Source organism: Bacillus sp. BML-BC051 (genome assembly GCF_019656175.1).
GTDB classification, from domain to species: domain Bacteria; phylum Bacillota; class Bacilli; order Bacillales; family Bacillaceae_G; genus Bacillus_A; species Bacillus_A mobilis.
This window is the reverse complement of the sequence record NZ_BPLI01000017.1, coordinates 1-18,329: the sequence shown is the minus strand read 5'-3', so window position 1 is coordinate 18,329 and position 18,329 is coordinate 1. Positions and strand designations below refer to the sequence as shown.

Annotated in this window: 22 protein-coding genes and 1 other annotated feature; of the genes, 13 read left to right on the top strand and 9 right to left on the bottom strand. The window is 34.6% G+C overall.

Features of this window, described 5'->3' with window-relative positions; genetic code table 11:
• Nucleotides 1-3: 3 nt before the first annotated feature.
• The 6 genes from K5S59_RS08115 to K5S59_RS08090 form a co-directional block, all read right to left on the bottom strand.
• Nucleotides 4-258 carry a hypothetical protein gene (locus tag K5S59_RS08115; RefSeq protein ID WP_000154150.1) on the bottom strand — a complete coding sequence of 85 codons (255 nt, stop codon included), beginning with the start codon at nucleotides 256-258 and terminating at the stop codon, nucleotides 4-6.
• Between the two features lie 71 nt (nucleotides 259-329).
• Nucleotides 330-1,232, bottom strand: a complete 903-nt coding sequence (locus K5S59_RS08110; protein ID WP_000410491.1) for an EamA family transporter — start codon at nucleotides 1,230-1,232, stop codon at nucleotides 330-332.
• A gap of 139 nt (nucleotides 1,233-1,371) precedes the next feature.
• Complete coding sequence (locus tag K5S59_RS08105; protein WP_120450980.1) at nucleotides 1,372-2,814, bottom strand: sensor histidine kinase; 1,443 nt, start codon at nucleotides 2,812-2,814, stop codon at nucleotides 1,372-1,374.
• A complete protein-coding gene (locus K5S59_RS08100) occupies nucleotides 2,792-3,457 on the bottom strand; it encodes a response regulator transcription factor (RefSeq protein ID WP_002145008.1) in 666 nt (221 codons plus the stop codon). The genes K5S59_RS08105 and K5S59_RS08100 overlap by 23 nt, the downstream gene beginning before the upstream one ends.
• Nucleotides 3,458-3,821: 364 nt before the next feature.
• Complete coding sequence (locus tag K5S59_RS08095) at nucleotides 3,822-4,283, bottom strand: L,D-transpeptidase (protein ID WP_000735049.1); 462 nt, start codon at nucleotides 4,281-4,283, stop codon at nucleotides 3,822-3,824.
• A 30-nt stretch (nucleotides 4,284-4,313) separates the two neighbouring features.
• A complete protein-coding gene (locus K5S59_RS08090; protein WP_000388764.1) occupies nucleotides 4,314-4,757 on the bottom strand; it encodes a DUF3978 family protein in 444 nt (147 codons plus the stop codon).
• A gap of 412 nt (nucleotides 4,758-5,169) precedes the next feature.
• On the opposite strand from K5S59_RS08090, the gene K5S59_RS08085 reads away from it, so the two are divergent.
• The 5 genes from K5S59_RS08085 (at nucleotide 5,170) to K5S59_RS08065 (ending at nucleotide 8,202) form a co-directional block, all read left to right on the top strand.
• Nucleotides 5,170-5,784, top strand: a complete 615-nt coding sequence (locus tag K5S59_RS08085) for a DedA family protein (RefSeq protein WP_212981860.1) — start codon at nucleotides 5,170-5,172, stop codon at nucleotides 5,782-5,784.
• A 167-nt stretch (nucleotides 5,785-5,951) separates the two neighbouring features.
• Complete coding sequence (locus tag K5S59_RS08080) at nucleotides 5,952-6,173, top strand: helix-turn-helix transcriptional regulator (RefSeq protein ID WP_000776171.1); 222 nt, start codon at nucleotides 5,952-5,954, stop codon at nucleotides 6,171-6,173.
• The gene (locus K5S59_RS08075; protein WP_033656416.1) at nucleotides 6,163-6,870 is read left to right on the top strand and encodes a DUF3169 family protein; all 708 of its coding nucleotides are present in this window, start codon (nucleotides 6,163-6,165) and stop codon (nucleotides 6,868-6,870) included. The genes K5S59_RS08080 and K5S59_RS08075 overlap by 11 nt, the downstream gene beginning before the upstream one ends.
• Nucleotides 6,871-6,912: 42 nt before the next feature.
• Complete coding sequence (locus tag K5S59_RS08070; protein ID WP_033656417.1) at nucleotides 6,913-7,965, top strand: M50 family metallopeptidase; 1,053 nt, start codon at nucleotides 6,913-6,915, stop codon at nucleotides 7,963-7,965.
• Between the two features lie 96 nt (nucleotides 7,966-8,061).
• Complete coding sequence (locus K5S59_RS08065) at nucleotides 8,062-8,202, top strand: DUF3985 family protein (RefSeq protein WP_000404783.1); 141 nt, start codon at nucleotides 8,062-8,064, stop codon at nucleotides 8,200-8,202.
• Nucleotides 8,203-8,459: 257 nt separating this feature from the next.
• Here K5S59_RS08065 and K5S59_RS08060 read toward each other — a convergent pair whose 3' ends face one another.
• The gene (locus K5S59_RS08060; protein WP_001077775.1) at nucleotides 8,460-8,846 is read right to left on the bottom strand and encodes a DUF3938 domain-containing protein; all 387 of its coding nucleotides are present in this window, start codon (nucleotides 8,844-8,846) and stop codon (nucleotides 8,460-8,462) included.
• 461 nt (nucleotides 8,847-9,307) lie between these two features.
• Here K5S59_RS08060 and K5S59_RS08055 point away from each other — a divergent pair, with 461 nt between their 5' ends.
• The gene (locus K5S59_RS08055; protein WP_000401614.1) at nucleotides 9,308-9,829 is read left to right on the top strand and encodes a GNAT family N-acetyltransferase; all 522 of its coding nucleotides are present in this window, start codon (nucleotides 9,308-9,310) and stop codon (nucleotides 9,827-9,829) included.
• A 110-nt stretch (nucleotides 9,830-9,939) separates the two neighbouring features.
• On the opposite strand, the gene K5S59_RS08050 is transcribed toward K5S59_RS08055, so the two are convergent.
• Nucleotides 9,940-10,833 (bottom strand): YitT family protein, encoded by an 894-nt coding sequence (locus tag K5S59_RS08050; RefSeq protein ID WP_000530035.1) that lies wholly within the window; start codon nucleotides 10,831-10,833, stop codon nucleotides 9,940-9,942.
• Between the two features lie 277 nt (nucleotides 10,834-11,110).
• On the opposite strand from K5S59_RS08050, the gene K5S59_RS08045 reads away from it, so the two are divergent.
• The 3 genes from K5S59_RS08045 to K5S59_RS08035 all read left to right on the top strand — a co-directional run bounded on the left by K5S59_RS08045 (nucleotide 11,111) and on the right by K5S59_RS08035 (nucleotide 13,148).
• Nucleotides 11,111-11,395: a hypothetical protein gene (locus K5S59_RS08045; protein ID WP_000394925.1), complete on the top strand. Its 285-nt coding sequence runs from the start codon at nucleotides 11,111-11,113 to the stop codon at nucleotides 11,393-11,395.
• Nucleotides 11,396-11,423: 28 nt separating this feature from the next.
• The gene (gene yidC / locus K5S59_RS08040; RefSeq protein ID WP_000920548.1) at nucleotides 11,424-12,206 is read left to right on the top strand and encodes a membrane protein insertase YidC; all 783 of its coding nucleotides are present in this window, start codon (nucleotides 11,424-11,426) and stop codon (nucleotides 12,204-12,206) included.
• A 129-nt stretch (nucleotides 12,207-12,335) separates the two neighbouring features.
• Nucleotides 12,336-13,148 carry a hypothetical protein gene (locus tag K5S59_RS08035; RefSeq protein ID WP_220784047.1) on the top strand — a complete coding sequence of 271 codons (813 nt, stop codon included), beginning with the start codon at nucleotides 12,336-12,338 and terminating at the stop codon, nucleotides 13,146-13,148.
• Nucleotides 13,149-13,229: 81 nt separating this feature from the next.
• Here the strand turns inward: K5S59_RS08035 and K5S59_RS08030 are convergent, their stop codons facing one another.
• Nucleotides 13,230-13,457: a hypothetical protein gene (locus K5S59_RS08030; protein ID WP_098257777.1), complete on the bottom strand. Its 228-nt coding sequence runs from the start codon at nucleotides 13,455-13,457 to the stop codon at nucleotides 13,230-13,232.
• A 166-nt stretch (nucleotides 13,458-13,623) separates the two neighbouring features.
• Nucleotides 13,624-13,860, top strand: a binding site (T-box leader).
• A gap of 65 nt (nucleotides 13,861-13,925) precedes the next feature.
• Between K5S59_RS08030 and K5S59_RS08025 the strand changes: the two genes are divergently transcribed.
• From K5S59_RS08025 to K5S59_RS08010, 4 genes are all read left to right on the top strand, one after another.
• Entirely contained in the window at nucleotides 13,926-15,239 is a 1,314-nt protein-coding gene (locus tag K5S59_RS08025) for an APC family permease (RefSeq protein WP_097844298.1), read from the top strand.
• 48 nt (nucleotides 15,240-15,287) lie between these two features.
• Nucleotides 15,288-16,532 carry an MFS transporter gene (locus K5S59_RS08020; RefSeq protein WP_120450978.1) on the top strand — a complete coding sequence of 415 codons (1,245 nt, stop codon included), beginning with the start codon at nucleotides 15,288-15,290 and terminating at the stop codon, nucleotides 16,530-16,532.
• Between the two features lie 80 nt (nucleotides 16,533-16,612).
• The gene (locus K5S59_RS08015; protein ID WP_000312825.1) at nucleotides 16,613-16,777 is read left to right on the top strand and encodes a hypothetical protein; all 165 of its coding nucleotides are present in this window, start codon (nucleotides 16,613-16,615) and stop codon (nucleotides 16,775-16,777) included.
• A 269-nt stretch (nucleotides 16,778-17,046) separates the two neighbouring features.
• On the top strand, nucleotides 17,047-18,329 hold a 1,283-nt coding region (locus K5S59_RS08010; RefSeq protein ID WP_220784046.1), incomplete at its 3' end, for an MSCRAMM family protein.

Sequence of the window (18,329 nt, the reverse complement as noted above, 5' to 3'; positions counted from 1 at the left end):
TTGTCAGGCAGTAGGATTCTCTTTCTTATCCTTTAAGAAGAAAAGCACGGCAAGGATTACGAGAATAATAGCTGCAATATCATATGTTATTTTGAATGTAGTATTAAAGTTTAAGTACTCTACTAAAGGGGTTTTGACTGCCCCAGCATATATGCAAATGGGAATAAGGAGCAAATCGTAAAATTTCTTTTCTTTCATATATCTTATTAAGAAGAAGATACACATAATGGCAAAAAAGGCTACACTTAAAATAGTCATTTATACCTCCGAATATATTTGAAATTATACCACATTGTAACTGTATTTACATTTATATGAAAATTTCATTTTCATGCACTATGCACGCTACTATGTTTCTTTGCTTTCCTAGCTGCAAGCAGCTGAGGAGTAAAAATTCCAAGTAGTATAAAGATGATCCCAATCCACTGCATGAAGGTTACGACTTCATGTACAAGTGTAATAGAAGCGATAATAGCCGTTGGTAATTCAGCTGCTCCTAGTATTGTACTAAGTCCTGTTCCTACTTTCGGTACACCAATTGAAAAACAAATGACAGGTACGACAACGCCGAACAATCCGAGGAAGAAAGCGTATTTCCAAAGACCTGCTTGCAGGGCACCATCCGTTAAGAAGGTTGGCGGGAAGAATAGGCATACGATAAGAGTAGCGCTTGTTGTCATAAGGAAGCTTTTCGTATAAGGCGGAACTTCTGTAGCAACGCGCCCGCTTGCAAACACATAGAATGAAAAAGAGACAGCGGCTAATAAACCAAAGATAATACCTTTCGTGGAAAAGCTTTGTCCGAGACCTTCAAAGACACCGCCTGCAAACAATGTACCAGTAAATAAAATAATGATAGATATAACTTTCTCACGGCTTGGAAATGTTCGATTTGCAATTGCTTCAATGACTACACCAATCCATGTGAACTGGAAAAGTAGGACAACAGCGATAGATGCTGGTAGTTCTTCTACAGAGATAGCGTAGAAGATACCAGTCATACTCATTGTTGTTCCAACTGTTAGTAAGGAAAAGAATTGCTTTTTTGTTACTTTATGACGTGAAGCGAAAAGAACGAGCAGAAGAAGCCCGATCCATCCGAAGACATATTGTCCCCCTAATAGTTGATGTGCTGAAAATCCATCAATGAATCCGAGTTTGAAAATAGTTGAAAGTACACCGTAGCTACAAGCTCCGAATAAAACGAGTAATGAATATTTAAATTTTTCCATGAAAATCCTCCTTTTACATAATAAAAAACGCCCGCTATCCAAATAAGGATAACGGGCGAACGAAACAGAGTAAGATACTCTACAAAATTCCGCCACTCATACGAAGTATGAATTTGGGGTATGAAATTGTAGTAGGTTTTTACATTGCTTTTGGGAATACAATAGAACATTTTACACCTTGAGCTGTGTTTTGTATCCCATAAGGAAACTGATGTTTATCTAATATTTGTTTTACAATATATAGCCCAAGGCCACTACCTTGCACTAATCCGTGTTTGCCAGGATTTGCGCGATAGAATGGCTCAAATAAATGGGCAAGTTTATCCTCATCAATTTGTGAACCTGTATTTAATACTTCTAATGCGTAACCGTTTGGCTTTTCATAAAGCTTTATATAGACATGCTGATGGTCAATTGTGTAATGAATTGCATTTGAAATAATGTTAAAAATAGCAGTTTGAATAAATTTAGGATCAGCTAAAATTTGTACATCTTGCTTAATGTTAGATTGAACATTTAATTGCTTTACAGATACAAAGTAATCTACTTTTTTCATAACATCCTCAATAATAGCAGTTAATGAGATAACTTTTAAATCAGGTTTAAATTGAGGGTTTTGTATTTTGGATAATTCCGACATTTTTTCCGTTAATATGTTAATATCTTGCATCATTTCATAGGAACGTTTTAAATATTTATCTCTATCTTTATAAGCTCCAATTCCGTGAATCATGCCATCTAGTTGTCCCATAACGGCTGCGATTGGTGTTTTTAATTCATGGGATACCATAGACATAAATTCTTTACGAGATTGTTCTAATTGTTGTTCTCTCTTGAGCTCGTTTCTTAAATCTTGATTGCTTGCATGTAAATTCTTCACGATATTTGGGACCTGTGAAGCAGCTACTTGTAAATTAAAATCAGTTTGGTCTGTATTTTTGTTAAGTAGCTTTTTATCTGAGAAATCAAGATTCATAATATCTTTTAAAGCATCGCTCATAAATTGAAAAGGTTTGGCAATTAGTTTTGTATAAATTAAAGATCCGAGTAAAGATAATGCAAGCATTGTCGCGCCAATATGTGGAGCTAATTGCTGCAGTACATCTGTTAATTTTGGATTATCTTGTGCATCATTTGTTTTACTTGCTGCATTTTGTTTATGTAAGGCATCATTAGTAGCGACTTGCTTTTCCATCTCTGTAAGTGGAGCAGAAGTGCTATTTTTCCCCGTACTACTTTGTGTATGTTCTTTTGCTTTTGCAGTTTGGCTAGGCTGCAAAAGATGATTGATAGCTGTAGAGAGTGATTTATAATCTATAATAGAAGATTGGAAATTAAAAATGTCTCCCTGTGATACAGCTTTATTTTGATTCGTTTTACTTTGGTCGTTTTGTTTGTCTAAATCCGCTTGTTCTGTAAACAGCGCTCCATTTTCTTTTGCAAAACGTTCTTTATCGTAGTTTGAAGCTAGGAAGTAAATAATTTGATAAAGACAAAGTGATAAAAGAATACAAAATAATAAGGTTTTGATGAAAATATTTTTGGTGATGTTGTCTGTGCTACGATTCGATTTTGTAGCCAATGCCTTTCACCGTTTTAATATAAGGAATCCCTAATTTTTTCCTTAAGTTTTTAATATGTGTATCTATAACTCTTACATCACCATAATGTTCATAGCCCCATACCTTATTCAGCAAATCACTTCTTGATAATACTTTTCCACGATTTTGCAGTAAAGTATAAATAATTTCAAATTCCTTTGTTGTTAATTCAATTTGATTACCATGAACATAAGCGGCATATGCTGTAGAATTTAACATCAATTCATGGAATTGTAGTATAGTTGCAGTTTCTGCTTCCTTCGTTGCTGCCCTTCTTAATACAGCTTCTACACGTTTAATAAATACGGTGTAATGGAACGGTTTTGTAATATAGTCATCAATACCTAATTCAAATCCTTTAATTTCACTTTCTTCATTATGTAAGCCTGTTAACATAATGATCGGTACATCAGATTGTCCTCGCATAATTTTACAAATACTATAGCCATCTATATCTGGTAACATCACATCAAGGAGGACAAGATCGTATGAATTCTTTTGGAAAAGAAGTATACCTTCTGTTCCAGCGCCAACGACATCAACGGTAAAGTTTTGTGCCATTAGAAATTCACGAATCAGTTCTTGTATATCTGGGTTGTCTTCAATCACCAGTATATGCGTCATAGTAACACCTCCTAAATAACGCTTTTTACTGCAATATTCGAATTCATCATTTTTGAATGGCTCAGATTGTTTATACATATAATAAGCCCCCGCTATAAAATAATCATGAAAGTAGCAAGGGGATTTGTTTTAGCGAAACTGAATATTTCAGAATTACAGTAGTTCTATTATAGTATGTAATGTAAAATTTATAAAATATTATAACTGTATAATTTTAATATCCATGTTTATCAATGTTTTAATGTCATTTGACACAATCTATTTTCATTATATATGTAAATACAGTTGTTTTGCTACTGTAAATGAAGAAATAAAATAAGCCAAGACATAAAATTCTTGGCTACACGTAAATCGTGTTGTTAGGTTATTTTACAGTGACAGTAGCCTGCTGGGGAATACGCTCAAATAACCAGTGTATATCATTGTTATACATACGAATACAACCTAGTGTTGTCCATTTGCCGATTGCCTGATTATTGTTTGTACCATGAATCGCATAAGTTGTTCCATAAGTTCCAGCCATATTTAATCCTAGCCAACGGTCACCAAGTGGATTACGTGGGTCGCCGCCTTTAATTTTTCCTGTATAGTAAGGACGGTTTTTAATTTTATTAACGATTTGAAAAGTACCTTTAGGTGTAGGTGTGGCTGCTTTCCCAGTAGCGACAGTAAAACTCTTTATGAATTTTCCGTTTTGATAATAATCCATTTTATTTAACTGCGTGTTTACAATCAGTTGATCTTTCGTTGTAGCTGCCTCTGCATTTGTGAATGGAATAGTTAAAAATCCTAATGATAATAGTGCGCTTAATAATAGTTTTTTCATTATATTCTCCTTTTTATCATTGTAATAGTCTTACATACAATGAATTTGCAATCCTCGTAATACTTTATTTACATTTTCATCTAATGTTTCAAAGAAGGTAGTAATCTTTGGGTTTTGTTTGTTGTTTTTATCAATAAGTAATCTTTCATTTAGTAAAAGTTCACCATGTAGTCCAAAACTTTGAACTTGAATATTTAATTCATCTTCAGTTTCAGAAATAATTGGTAAAAAGTAGTGGAAAGCTTTCGTTGGAATGATGTAACTTTTGCCAATCATGCTTTCTTGATTTGAATTAATCCATTTTTTCGTAACGATCTTAATGTTCTTTTTTGAAACGATAAAAGACAGTGTTGTAGATTTTGTTAAACTTACGTCAAATTCACTTGTTTCACACATGTGTAAATTAAAAACGGTTTCATTTTGATGAGATTCAACATTTGTATTAATAAAATCGTGCATTTTATAAGCTTCCATTTCTTATTCACCCTTTTTTCAATTTCGAAAAACGACTTATATTTATTCAATTTAATGCTTAGTCATATATTGGTTAAATTTTTCAAAAAATTCCGATATAATCTTACAATACGTATATGAAGCTAATATGAAGTTCGTATGAGTTTGTGGTGGTTTTTTATTGAGAACAAAATAAGGTGATTTCAAGTGTTAAAAATTGGATAAAAAATGCATATTAATTCCAAGTTTCTCACGGTATATATTTGTTAAGGTGTTTTGAAATGAACGTAAATAGAAGTAAATAAAGAACCGGAAATTTTAGTGTGAGCCTTACAAAAATGTAATAAAAATGTAAGCTATTGTGATAGTTATTTCGACAATTTTTTTATACAATAATAGTAAGAAGTTGTACGTGATTGGAAGGAGAGATGACATGGAATGGATTCATGAATTATTTCAGCAGTACGGGTACTATGTTGTACTTGTTGGTTTGCTGTTAGAATATATTGCACTTCCGTTTCCGGGAGAGCCAACATTAGCATATGCGGGATTTTTAGCACAGAAGGACGATTTAAGTTTACCGATTTTAATTATCCTATCTTTTATTGGGACAAGTGTAGGAATGACAATTCAATACTTTTTAGGAAATAAATTAGGTATGCCCTTTATTCAAAAGTATGGGAAATACGTATTTTTAACACAAAGAAAAATCGACTTAACAAGAATGTGGTTTGATAAGTATGGATACTTCCTTATTTTTATCGGTTTCTTTATTCCTGGTGTCCGTCATTTTACAGGATATTTTGCAGGAATTATTAACTTACCATTCCGTCGCTTTGCCATTACAATTTACTCAGGTGCTCTATTTTGGGTATCGTTCTTCTTAATCGGTGGTTATTGGTTAGGTGGTAACTTACATGATATTTTTGGAGCGTTAGAAGGTCACATCGGTAAAATCATTTTTGGAGTGATTGTGATTGTAGCAATTGCGTTAGGAGTTCGTTTCCGCAAACAGTTAAAACGAGTATTGTTACAAAACGCAAGTTAATATGGAATCCATTCTATGTCAAAATTTAGGAAGGTAGTGCAGACGCACTGCCTTTTTTATTTTAATAAGTTTTTTGTCAATTATTAACGTCAAAATGACAATTATAATTGACAAAAATAAGGATGTTATTTACAATTTTAATTAAATAAATGAAAAAGAGGGAAGACATGAAGCTTCAAAATCGAGTGAGGGAATTGCGAGCAAAGCATCGTTTATCACAAGGGGATTTAGGGAAAGCGATTGGATCATCACGGCAAACGATTAGTTTAATTGAGCGCGGGGATTATGCACCATCTATTGTATTGTCGTTAAAAATCGCACAAATTTTCAATGTAACAGTGGAGGAAATATTTACGTTAGTGGAGGGGGAAGAGGATGATGAAGAGTAAAGTAAAGGGGAAAATATCGGCTATACTGAAGTTGTTAGTAGGAGCGGTATGCGGAGGATTTATAGGGTATGTAGTAGGAGATATTGCAACAGAGGGAACTAGTAAAATATCTCCTGTTATTAGCATTGGCATGATGAGTTTATTTGGCGTAATAGCTATATATTATATTTGGAAGCGTACAAGAGCGCTCGCACAAACGAAAGATGAAGAAGAAAATGTTAAGGGACGAAGATTAGGGATAGCGCTTATTTATTTTCGAGTAATGGAAATTGTTATTCCATCATGGTTTGTTTGCTCAGTTATCGCTTTTTATAGAACGTATACAAGTGAGGGAGACTTGCTCTTTGTTAGTGTGAGTATTGTGGTATCTACAATGTGCTTTATTGCTATAACTTGGTTAGGATCTGTAATGAGGAAAAGGTATAACGCTCTATATCCAGAACAGAGTGTTACGTATTCTCAGTCAATGGAAATGTGGGCAAAGAATGCAGATGAAGGGCAAAAACAAATTGTTCATGAAGCGGGATATAAGGCATACCAATATACAAATATGACACTTGCCTGTGCATGGTTAGCGGCAATTGTGTATGCACTCTTAGATGGGAAAGATTATTTTATGGTCATTATGATTTCGTTCATTTGGGTATTACATGTTGGAACATATATGTATGAAATGCATAGAAAAATGATCTATTAAGGGGAGAAAAAGGTGGATATTTTAAGAAGGCCAGCTGGTTCTATGACGGCGGCGTTAGTTTTGTCCATTTTATACGGCGTAATCCGAACTGGGAAATTAGAAGTAATGTTAGATATATGGGCATTATTTGGAATCTTTTTATTAGTGTTAGCTATTCATGAGCTGGGGCATGTAGTATTTGGTTTAATAGGTGGTTTGAATTTTAAATTTATGACAGTAGGGCCGATTACTTTTCAAAAAGAGAAGGGGAAAGTACGCATTCGAGAAAATAAATTGTGGATGTACTTTGGAGGCGTCGTAATGTTAGTGCCACCCTCTATAGAGACACCGAACCTTTCAAAAAAATGGGCATGGATGACTTTAGGTGGACCGATTACAAGTTTACTATTTGGTGTTACTTCAGGTTACATATACATGGTGAGTTATTATCAATATCTTTTATATTTCACTGTGTTACACTTTACAATTTTTGCAGCTACAATCGTACCGATAAAAGGAACGTTTTTGAGTGATGGTATGCAATTCCTCATTTTAATTAAAGGTGATGAAAAGGCGAAGCAGCATTTATATAACATTCAAGTATCGAGTGAGTTATTTAGTTATAAAAGACCGAAAGATTGGGATAAGAGATTAATAGAACTTAGTGAGGAAAAATTAAAAGAGGATAAAAGTATAAGAGATATAATGAGCGGACTTATGCTCGTCTTCCTTGCTCGTTCGGATCAAAAGGGAATGGAAAGAGCAATACCGTATGTAGAACAAATCGTGAAACTCCCTGTAACGAAAGAAAATAAATATTTCGTTAGTAGTTTTCATAGTTGGTATCTTTTATATCGGGCTCTTTATGAGATGGATCGCCTTTCTCTGCAAGAAGCAAAGGAACATGGGAAGGCCATTACAAAAGTGGACTTACATGGGTATTATCGGGCACAAGCAATTGTTACATGTGCAGAGAATGATTTAGAAGCTTCCCGTATGTATATGAAGAAAGCCGATAAAGAATTACAGAATGCTGAAAAGAATGAACTGGGATATTTACAATTAGAGAGAGAATGGTTTGAGCAGTTGAAAGAGAGGGTATCTTACGATGGGTGAGGTATCCTCTTTTTTCTATGTCGCCTTATGCCGTTCCATAAAAAGTCTGGGGCGAGTAAAATAAGATAAGAAGAGCAAAGCTTGGAGGAATTCTAGATGGAAATTTTAACGATTATTTTAATAGTCTTGCTCATTTATGCTGTTTTTAAAGTAGCATATGTAGCATTAAAGATACTCGCGATCTTATTAGTTATCTTTTTAATCGTAGAGTTCGGCAGTAAATTGCTTGGGGGATAGGGTATGTTGTACGCTTTGAGTGTCGAAGGGTGTCGGTGAGTCGATATCCTATGTCGAATCGTCGATATAAAGAAAAAATCGTTGATATAAGTGGAGAAATCGCCGATATATTTAAAAAATCGTTGATATATTTTAGTGAATACGAAGTGGGGTATGTGGAAAAGAAGTTGCCGTGAGGGTAGCTTCTTTTTATTTTGATGATGGGTATGAGCAGGAAAGAATAACAAACAAAAAAAGCTGGAAGAATATCTTCCAGCTTACGAGTTACTTTCAATTTGGCGACCGTTTTCTTCTTCATTGTCTTGTAAAAGGTTGAATACGTCTGCTAGGCAGAATGCAATGAACCAAGTCCATAGACCGTGGAAGAAAGCTGAGCTTAATTGAAGTGGTAATGTATAGTTAGTCATTGAGTAGGAAATACATCCGCCAACGATTCCGATCATTGTTAATAACATTGTTTTTTGTGCATTTTCTTCTGGATTGAAGAGGAAGTAAATGTATCCACCTAAAATTGAAGCGCTTACAAGGGTTTCGATTCCATTAAAAATGATATTCTCTCCAAGCTGAGTGTTTGTCCAGAAGCAGATTGTTCCACCGATAATAGCAAACAGGACAGCTATTGTATATCTTATATATTGATTCATATGTTCATCTCCCTATGTAATAAGATGATTTGGAAGTCAAAAAGGTAGGTATAGTATATTGAAGTGAATTTTAGTTGTACGTATCTTTTTTTATAAAAAGATCATGGAAGAATAACTAAGATGATCGGTCTTTTAAACCGTTACGTGTATGGTGTTTGAAATATACCCGACTGCTCGTTTCTTTTTGCTTGTAAAATAAGAGAAACTTCCAAGTCTATATACTCTTTTTTTGTGAGTCTGCTTTCATTATAACACATTTAGGCCCACAATAATAGAATTATCTGATTTTGTAATAAGTGTAAAAAATAAAAAGCGCAAGGAAATACCGTCAACGGTGCAGTTTAGTGGGAGAAGGATTTTAATTTATTATGATGAAATATGTAATCAAGGTGAGATCTAGGAAAGAGGCTTAAATATTATAAAAATGTTTTGTAGCATGAATGTAAGGGAGGAGAGCTAACTTGGAGATTGCAACAGAAAGATTAATAATTAGACCTTTTAAGAGTACTGATTTACAGGATGTATTTGCTATTTATAATAATGATGATACTTGTAAGTTCTTATTACATAATAAGTGGACTTATGAAGACATGCAGAAAAGATTTAATAAGAAGCTAGCAAACAACGTACTTACTAAAGAATCAATATTAAGTTTGGCAGTTATATACAAGACTAAAGTAGTTGGTGATTTATCCGTGTGGTACACAAATATGAAAGATACTGTTGAGATTGGTTATAGTTTTTTAAATGAAGTAGCTGGGAGAGGTTTGGCAACAGAAGCGGTAAGTAGTTTGGTATTTAAATTATTTAATGAATGTAATGTACATCGTATACAAGCTAATCTTGATGCACGTAATATAGCTTCAAAAAAATTGTGTGAACGAATAGGCATGAGAAAGGAAGCCCATTTCATACAAGATTTTTGGAATAAAAATGAATGGACAGATAGTTTTGTATATGGAATGCTATCCTCCGATTTGTAGTAATAAACTTAGTGATTTTATTATGCTAAAGGGTGCGTTAGTTGAATAACAAAGGGCATAACATATTATATATGACTAATATGTTATGCCCTTTAATGTATTAACCTTTTTTATATGCGTTTGAAACGGCCGACAATTTCAACTGTTTCAGTAATGTTCATAAATGCTTTGTTATCCACTTGACGGATAATACGTTTCATTTCGCCTAACTCATAGCGAGTCACGACAGTGTAAATCATTTTTTTCTTATGGTTTGTATAGCCGCCGACAGCATCTACCATTGTCACTCCGCGTATGCCGTGATGTAATAGTGCGCTTTTTATTTCCTCGCCTTTTTCTGTAACTGTCATTATCGTTAATTTAATATGTTTCGTATGCACGGCATCAATTACTTTACTGACTACAAACCGGCTAATTAACGTATAAAGCGTAATATCCCATCCGAAAATAAATCCTGCTGCAACAAGTAAGATTAAGTTGAATCCAAAGATGATTGCTCCAATCGAAATATCTCGATGTTTCGCTACAATCAATCCAACAACATCAAAACCACCTGTTGAAGAAGCAAATCGGAATATGATTCCGGAAGCTGCTCCGCAGATTACACCGCCGAATACAGAAGATAGTAAAATATCGTCTGAAACTTGGTGTACAGGGATAATGTTCATCGCTAACGATGATACAGCTACAAAGTACGCTGTTAAAAAGGTTGTCTTCTTGCCTAAGTAAAAGTGACTTAAAATAAGAAGAGGAATGTTTAGTAAAAAGATAAGTGCACCGATATTGTAGTGCATTAAATAACCGATAATCATCCCTACACCAGCGAATCCACCGCTAATCATGTTATGCGGGATAAAGAACATATTCATAGAAATTGCATACAAAATAGAGGCTACGAAAATAACAACCAACTGTATGATAAATTCTAAGTGAAATGTTTTAGCTGCTGGGAAGGATAAAAAGGCGGTGTCGGGAACGTAATCGGCGTCTCCTAGTTGACCCATAGTATGTTTCATCTCCATATTCATTTTTGATTACAAGAAGAGAATAAAGGTTTTTTCAAAAACTGGCAATAGTTTTATTATAATGCAAAAATTTTATAAATTTCTAATAAATCAAGCCTATTCATTGATGTGTGTGAATATACTAAAGAAAGCGAATACAACGTTTCTTAATTATTATTTTCTTGAGAAAATATGCAAAATACTTTTTTTGACGATAAAAGGAAATAGAGAATGTTTGCCTAATGTGCTAAAATGACCTTATTAAGGATGTGAAGCGATGGAATTTTTATTGCAGGATGCAATTCTATATATATCGTTTGTAACGACAGCGCTTTGTTTATTAGAAGTTTTCTTCCTTGCTAACATTTCTCGTTTTGTGCGTCAGCAAGCATCAAGCGGTAGACAAAGAGCTTTTGCGTTAGTTGATACGTGTGAAGATAGTGCGGGGAATGTACCGCTATTTTCAATTTTTTATAAATATGGAATGATTCGTTCTGTACGCAGACAAGAATCAAGTGAAGAGAATGACGAGGTAGGTCCGTATACACCAATGTTTCGCTAAATAATTACGAAACATTGGAGGAATGAACATGTTAAAATCATACCGAGCTGTGCTCGTTAGTTTATCAGTATTACTTGTTTTTGTTTTATCTGGTTGCAGTAATGCAGCCCCAATTGATGCACATAGTACGGGAATTTGGGATCATTATTTTGTATATCCAATCTCGTTTATGATTCAATTTGTTGCTCATCACATACCGGGAGCTAGCTTCGGGATTGCTATCATTATTATGACGCTCGTTATTCGTTCAGCTATGATTCCGTTAGCTATTTCGCAATATCGTAGCCAAGCGAAAATGAAAAAAATGCAACCTGAATTGCAGAAGCTAAAGAAAAAATACGGTGATGTAAGTAAAGATCTTGAAAAACAAAAGCAGTATCAAAAAGAAATGTCAGAACTAATGAAATCAGGCGGTTGGAATCCACTTGCTGGTTGCTGGCCAATCTTTATACAAATGCCGATTTTTTCTGCTTTGTATTATGCGATTAGCCGAACAGAAGAGATTCGCACATCTTCATTTTTATGGGTAAACTTAGGACATGCAGATCCTTATCATATATTACCGATTATCGCAGCGTTAACGACATTTATTCAGATGAAAGTTTTCCAATCTAATATTACACCTGGAGAACAAGTACAGATGCTGAAAATGCAGCAAATTATGATGCCGGCAATGATTCTATTTATGGGATTTGCGGCGCCATCAGGACTTGTATTGTACTGGATAACAGGTAACTTATTTACAATGACACAAACAATTGTATTAAGAAGAATAATGGAACGTGAAGAATTACAATTACAAAAAGCTTAGAACAACGCCGCTCGGGATGAGCGGTGTTTTTTTGTTAAGTCGTTAAGGAAATGTTAAGAAACCGACATTACTATAGGCATTGTATACGAAAGTGTACATGCTTTAGAAATATGAAGGAGGAAATTTCCTATGAAGAAGAAAACAGTTGGGTATTTAGCAATTGCAGGTGCTTTATCATTCGGAATCATTGGAGGAGTCGGTATACCAGCATTTGCGGCAACGAATACTCCAGCAGCTGAGCAATCTACAAAAACGGCGAAAAAAGATTTAGATGACGCTACAAAACAAAAGGTAAAAATGATTATGGACGATACAAAGAAACAGTTGGAGGAGCTAGGTGTAAAGCTTCCAGAGAAAGAAAAACGTAAAGATATGTTTGCTAATTTAGATGAAGCAACAAAAGAAAAAGCGAAGTCGATTTTAGAGCAAGAAAAGTCCGGGAAATTAACACGTGAACAAGCAAAAGAAGAATTAACGAAACTAGGCGTGAAAATGCCAGAGAAGGGTAAGCATGGAGACATGTTTGCTAATTTAGACGAAGCGACGAAAGAAAAAGCAAAATCAATTTTAGAGCAAGAGAAATCCGGAAAATTAACACGTGAACAAGCGCAAGAGGAATTAACAAAGTTAGGTGTGAAAATGCCGGAGGGTAAGCGTAAAGATATGCTTGCTAACTTAGATGAAGCAACGAAGGAAAAAGTGAAGTCAATTTTTGAACAAGAAAAATCCGGAAAGTTAACACATGAGCAAGCAAAAGAAGAATTAACAAAACTAGGTGTAAAACTTCCAGAGAAAGAGAAGCATGAAGACATTTTTGCGGGATTAGATGAGGCAACGAAAGAAAAAGCGAAATCGATTTTAGACAATGAAAAGAAACAATTAGAGGCGTTGAATGTGGATCTTCCACATCACAAATTTTTAATGAAAAAAGATGAGAAATAATTGAGTGAAGTCGTACCTTTCGCGTGGGCAACCGAAAGGTACGTGAGAGGACCGATTTCTGTTAGCAGAAATCGGTCCCTTTTAATGATTTAATAAAAATTTTTTCATTGTTAGTATGTATCCAAAGACGCAGTAGAAGATTGCAAAACCGATAAATACTTCTGTATATTGGTATTTACCTAATACGTAGAAGGAAGCAGCTGGTATAATAGCTACTGCTAAAATGCTATAACCAGGATATTTGTGCCTGTACATGATAGCGAATAGAGCAGAAAGAAATGTAGCGATAATACAAAAAACAGCAATCATTATTCGTGCACCTCCTATATGGAGTATGCCATTTTTAGGGAATTAGAGAAGTGTCGTAACTTCTGTTATAATATAAGAAGAGAAATATTTCGTATGTTATATAAAAAAATATATTGATTTTTTCTAACAATTCAATATAATGAACAATAACTACAAAATTCGACATCAAGAAGTGATGATGAGGACATGATCGATTTTTTACGATTCTCAGAGAGGGAAGCCTTTGGCTGTGAGCTTCCTAATACGAAAAAATGGATTACCACCTCTGAACTGCAGCAGTGAACGGATACCTAGTAATTGCTTGCCGGCAAAAACCGTTATTTAGACTTGAGAAATTGGTGAAGTGTGTTACTTTACGAATTGAAACAAGGGTGGAACCACGAATACAACACTCGTCCCTTTTTTAGGGAGGAGTGTTTTTTTATTTCATTTTTGCATCACACTAGAATTGGAAGGAGGATACGCAGCATGCATCATGATGAGAAGAACAAAATTGGTTTAACAGTAGCACTTTCTATTGTGGTAGGAACGATTATTGGGTCTGGTGTGTTTATGAAACCAGGGAGCGTATTAGATTACTCGGGGAGTTCTAATATGGCCATTCTTGCTTGGGTAATTGGTGGTCTATTGACGCTAGCAAGTGGTTTAACAGTAGCTGAAATTGGAGCGCAAATCCCGAAAAATGGTGGGTTGTATACGTATTTAGAGGAGATTTACGGAAGTTTTTGGGGATATTTATCAGGCTGGATGCAAACGATTGTTTATGGACCAGCTATTATTGGAACATTAGGGTTGTACTTTAGTTCTTTAATGATTAACTTCTTCTATTTAGATAAAGTATGGAATTTACCAATTGCAATTGGAACAGTTGTGTTCCTTGGCGTTGTAAATAGTATGGGGACAAAATACGGAGGTATCGTCCAAACGGTTACGACAATTGGGAAGATGATTCCGATCGTTTTAATTGTTGTGTTAGGTTTTTGGAAAGGAAATAGCGATATCTTTAACGTAGTTGTGCCGATATCGGAAAATCAAAGTATTGGTATGGCGATTTTAGCAACGTTATTTGCGTATGACGGCTGGATTCTACTTGCTTCGATTGGTGGAGAAATGAAGAATCCAACAAAGTTATTACCGAAAGCAATGACAGTTGGGATTTTAATTGTAACGGCTGCTTACGTATTAATTAACTTGGCATTATTAAATGTATTACCAGCAACGCAAATTGTAGAGCTTGGAGAAAATGCGACAGCAACAGCTGCGGGCATGCTACTTGGAGAATATGGCGGGAAAATTATTAGTATCGGTATTATCGTTTCTATTTTCGGTTGTTTAAATGGAAAGATTTTAACGTTCCCACGTATCCCGATGTCGATGGCAGAGCGTGGACAACTTCCATTTGCTAAGTTTATTGCAAAGGAAAGTCCAAGATTTAAAACACCAGCAAATGCGATTACTGTTGAAATTATTTTAGGAATTATTTTAATGATTATTAGTGATCCCAATAAGCTATCTGAGATTTCCGTATTCATTATTTATATTTTCTATGTAATGACGTTTATTGGTGTCTTCATTTTAAGAAAACGTAATAAGAATAAAGAGCGTGCATACAGTGTACCGTTATTCCCAATCGTACCAATTGTCGCGATTTTAGGTTCGTTCTTTGTAATTGGTAGTGCAATTATCAATGATCCGGTAAGTTGTTTCTTATCAATTGGAATTGTCTTTACTGGACTACCGGTGTATTGGTATTTAAATAAGAAAAATAAAACTACTGTTTAATAATTAGAAAACAGGCGTATCATACGCCTGTTTTTTTTTGTAAAAAAATTGTACTTGTGTTCAATTTCTATTTTGGTTACTATAATCGTAGTAACCAAAATAGAAAGCGTGGGGAAAGACTTGAATTTTCGTGTGTATATTTTAGCTATCGCGGCTTTCGTAGTCGGAACGGTTGAGCTAATTATAGGAGGAACGCTCGATCTAGTTGCCAATGATTTAGGCGTATCTATTAGTGCAGCTGGTCAGCTTATAACAATATTTTCAGTAGTATTTGCTTTATCAGGTCCTGTTTTATTAGCGGTAACTGGAAAGTTTGAAAGAAAAAGATTATACATTGGGGCATTATCAATTTTCTTAATCGGAAATATTATTTCGGCATGTAGTGTGAATTACGGGATGTTAATGTTCTCGAGGGTTGTTTGTGCGGCGAGCGGTTCATTAATTATTGCGTTATCTGTAACACTTGCTTCTAGTGTTGTAGAACCGCATTTTCGTGCGCGTGCAATTGGAATCATTTTCATGGGGATTAGTGGATCACTTGTACTTGGAGTACCCCTCGGTCTTGTACTCGGAAATGCATATGGATGGCGTGCACCATTTGTATTAATTTCGGTATTAACAGTTATGGCAATTGCTTGTATTTCATTATTCTTAACGAAAGTACCACCGACATCGGTATTATCAATAAGAGAACAAATTGCTACGTTAAAAGATAAGAAAATCGTAAGTGCACAGTTAACGTCATTCTTATTTTTAACGGGTCATTTAACGCTATATGCATATTTAACACCATTTTTAAAAGATGTGATGCATGTGGAAGCGAATTGGATTAGTGTATTTTACTTCATTTTCGGAATCGCAGCGGTACTTGGAGGCGGCCTTGGGGGCTTGCTTGCTGATAAATGGGGATCGAAGAAAAGTATTATCTCAATTATTATCGTATTTGCGTGTGCAATCTTCATATTGCCGATGATGACATTCTCATTCCCGCTGTTCATTATTATGATGGGGATTTGGAGTATGCTGAGCTGGGCTATTTCGCCAGCGCAACAAAATTATTTAATTGAAATTGCACCAGAATCGGCTGGTATTCAGCAAAGTTTAAATAATTCTGCTCTTCACCTAGGAATTGCACTCGGTTCAACAGTAGGCGGAGTTGTTATTGAAAAATCATCTGTTATATATAACGCTTGGGTAGGCGGTGGCTTTATTATATTAGCGCTACTTTGTGCAATTTTCTCTATTACGAGAGGACGTTCTGCTCAGTTTGCAAAAGAAGAATCTATCGTTTGATAGGTTCTTTTTTTGTTTGTAAAAAATTGCAGGTTTTAGTAGATATATGGAGAAAGTTGTATGTAGCGAGGTGATGGAAAATGGCATATGATTTAGTCGGAGTTATATTGGGTCTTATACCAATATTTGTGGTCGCGTTTATTTTTAGATGGGTTCGTTTCATCTATCAAAATTCAGAGAAACAAGTGGAGCAAAATGAGAAAATTATTGAGCTGTTGACGGAGATAAAAGAAAAAGATAAATAACATGTATTCGTTTGAAATTTGTTTCTGGTAAGTAAAAAAGGCACTTATAAAGTGCCTTTTTATTATTTTTAAAAATTTTAAATATGTAACATTCATTTGTCAATAGCAGCATGAGAACAAACAATTGTAATGTTGCTTATTGCTTTGAAACTTTCTCAACAATTCGACAAGATAATACAAAAAAAACACCTATTCTCTTTTTTTCACTATAAGTACAATGAAACAGTAAGATTGTTTCATGTAGAAATTTATATATGGTGGTGGAGAGAATGAAACGAAAGATGGTAGGGAAATGGTTTAGTTTTTTTAGTGCTCTTATTATTTTATTAGGAATTGCAATGCCGCAAGTAAAGGCAGAAGTAATGAACAGAGAAACATATAAAATGGATTGGAGTTATAGTAATTCGAAACATCGTGAAATAAAAACAGAAATAATTAAAACGGCTTCGGGTAGTATTGCGTATTGTTTAACGCCTGATTTGCGTTCTCCAAATGGAGATGATTTGCCTGAAATGGGGAAAACATCTGATGACGTATATCGTGTTTTATTAAATGGATATCCTCAAAAAAGCCCATCTGAATTAGGGGTAGCGACAGTAGAAGAAGCGCATTATGCTACACAATTAGCGGTATGGATTGCAGCAAATGAATTAACAGTAGAAGATTTAGTTGCAAAAAATGAACGAGTACATAATCTTATGAAGCGTTTAGTAGAGGCTTCAAAAAAAGAAACTGGATTACAAGATGTATTTTTTAAAGTTAATCCTGTAGATCCACAAACTGCTACACAAAAAGGTGATTATTTAGAAACAGGATTTTATGCAGTGCAAACAAATGCGGTTTCTGGCTCTTATACAATTCTTCCTGAAAACGCTCCTAAAGGGGTTCGAATTGTAAATGAAAATGGAGAAGAGAAAAGTACATTATCAATTAATGGAAAATTCAAGATTTTAATCCCGAAGGATACGAGTAGTGGTAATTTTAAAATGAAAGTGAAGTCTACTTTAACAAATTTACAAGCAATAGCTTTTAAAGGCTCGGAAAAAGTTCAAAATACAACAGTATTGTTACAAAGAAATAGTGAGAAAATCAGTACAGATTTAGTTGTAAATTGGGAAACAGTAGGCTCTTTAAAGATTATGAAATTAGGAGAAAAAAAGGAATTATTAAAAGGGGCTGTGTTTGAAGTTTCTAATGAAAACTTTAAACAAAATGTTACGACTAATGATAAAGGGATTGCGGAGCTAGGGAATCTTTCAATCGGTATATATAGCGTCAAAGAAATTCAAGCGCCAGCTGGATATGTGGTAGACGGAAGTGTTAAAAAAATTGAAGTGAAAACTGGTGAAACTGCTCTATTAGAGTGGAAAAATGAAAATATAAAAGGTGAATTAGAAATAACGAAAGTAGATATAGCGGATGGAAATACGAAACTGCCAAATGCAGAGTTTACAATCTACAACGAACAAGGGAAAGAAGTAGTAAAAGGGAAAACGGATGAAAAAGGTGTAGCGAAATTTAAACTACCATATGGAAAGTACACGTATAAAGA

Coding starts and splice junctions, on each gene's coding strand:
- K5S59_RS08115 (WP_000154150.1), bottom strand. CDS start 258: ATGACTATTTTAAGTGTAGCCTTTTTTGCCATTATGTGTATCTTCTTC.
- K5S59_RS08110 (WP_000410491.1), bottom strand. CDS start 1,232: ATGGAAAAATTTAAATATTCATTACTCGTTTTATTCGGAGCTTGTAGC.
- K5S59_RS08100 (WP_002145008.1), bottom strand. CDS start 3,457: ATGACGCATATACTGGTGATTGAAGACAACCCAGATATACAAGAACTG.
- K5S59_RS08095 (WP_000735049.1), bottom strand. CDS start 4,283: ATGAAAAAACTATTATTAAGCGCACTATTATCATTAGGATTTTTAACT.
- K5S59_RS08090 (WP_000388764.1), bottom strand. CDS start 4,757: ATGGAAGCTTATAAAATGCACGATTTTATTAATACAAATGTTGAATCT.
- K5S59_RS08085 (WP_212981860.1), top strand. CDS start 5,170: ATGGAATGGATTCATGAATTATTTCAGCAGTACGGGTACTATGTTGTA.
- K5S59_RS08080 (WP_000776171.1), top strand. CDS start 5,952: ATGAAGCTTCAAAATCGAGTGAGGGAATTGCGAGCAAAGCATCGTTTA.
- K5S59_RS08075 (WP_033656416.1), top strand. CDS start 6,163: ATGAAGAGTAAAGTAAAGGGGAAAATATCGGCTATACTGAAGTTGTTA.
- K5S59_RS08070 (WP_033656417.1), top strand. CDS start 6,913: ATGACGGCGGCGTTAGTTTTGTCCATTTTATACGGCGTAATCCGAACT.
- K5S59_RS08065 (WP_000404783.1), top strand. CDS start 8,062: ATGGAAATTTTAACGATTATTTTAATAGTCTTGCTCATTTATGCTGTT.
- K5S59_RS08060 (WP_001077775.1), bottom strand. CDS start 8,846: ATGAATCAATATATAAGATATACAATAGCTGTCCTGTTTGCTATTATC.
- K5S59_RS08050 (WP_000530035.1), bottom strand. CDS start 10,833: ATGGGTCAACTAGGAGACGCCGATTACGTTCCCGACACCGCCTTTTTA.
- K5S59_RS08045 (WP_000394925.1), top strand. CDS start 11,111: ATGGAATTTTTATTGCAGGATGCAATTCTATATATATCGTTTGTAACG.
- yidC (WP_000920548.1), top strand. CDS start 11,424: ATGTTAAAATCATACCGAGCTGTGCTCGTTAGTTTATCAGTATTACTT.
- K5S59_RS08035 (WP_220784047.1), top strand. CDS start 12,336: ATGAAGAAGAAAACAGTTGGGTATTTAGCAATTGCAGGTGCTTTATCA.
- K5S59_RS08030 (WP_098257777.1), bottom strand. CDS start 13,457: ATGATTGCTGTTTTTTGTATTATCGCTACATTTCTTTCTGCTCTATTC.
- K5S59_RS08025 (WP_097844298.1), top strand. CDS start 13,926: ATGCATCATGATGAGAAGAACAAAATTGGTTTAACAGTAGCACTTTCT.
- K5S59_RS08015 (WP_000312825.1), top strand. CDS start 16,613: ATGGCATATGATTTAGTCGGAGTTATATTGGGTCTTATACCAATATTT.